This window comes from Sphingomonas sp. Leaf37 (genome assembly GCF_920939475.1).
In the GTDB taxonomy this organism is placed as follows: domain Bacteria; phylum Pseudomonadota; class Alphaproteobacteria; order Sphingomonadales; family Sphingomonadaceae; genus Sphingomonas.
The window spans coordinates 1-646 of record NZ_CAKLAX010000015.1; the positions used below are offsets into that span (position 1 = coordinate 1).

Genomic DNA, 646 nt, shown 5'->3' on the forward strand with positions numbered 1-646 from the left:
AAAGCCCCCTTTCCCGTTGGTGGGAAAGGGGGCGTGTTGGGCGGCAAGCGCTCAGCTCTGGAAGCTGGTGGGCGCGATGGCGCGGCGGGTGGAGACGTGATCCTTCAGGTCCTCGATCACAAACGAGCGGTCGCGGACACGCAGGGTCAGGGTTTCGCAGGCGTTGAAGTCATTGATCATCATCTCCCGGCCGTCGTCGAAGGTGACCTTCAGATCGTAGCGGCACAGGTCGCGATGGGCAGCGAAGGGCGACATCTCGGGCAGCTGGTATCCAACGAAGAGGGTTTCACGGCCGAGCAGGTCGCGACCCCAGTCGTTCATGTCGATATCGCTCATGTGGATTTCCGAGATATCGGACGAGCTGTCGTTGATGACGGTGATGTTCGCGTTGTTTGCGAGAGCGGGGGTTGCAGCAACCAGGGCAGCGACACCGGCGAGCGTGGCGAGAAACTTCTTCATGGCAGGCTTCCTCAGATCCGCGGAGCACCATCGCTCCGTCTGAGGTTCTTATGATCCAGGCAGGCGTGAGGAGACTACGAGGGCCACCACCAGTCTATTCTCATCGTCATGCTGATTGCCTTCACCAAGCAACGCCTCCAGCTCACATGTGAAGGAAAACTCACGCCAGAGGCGTCGTACCTTCACG

General features: G+C 59.9%; 1 protein-coding gene. It reads right to left on the reverse strand.

Annotated elements, in window-relative coordinates; genetic code table 11:
• Positions 1–51 precede the first annotated feature (51 nt).
• Positions 52–459, reverse strand: a complete 408-nt coding sequence (locus LRA87_RS18320; RefSeq protein WP_230782560.1) for a hypothetical protein — start codon at positions 457–459, stop codon at positions 52–54.
• Between the last annotated feature and the right edge of the window lie 187 nt (positions 460–646).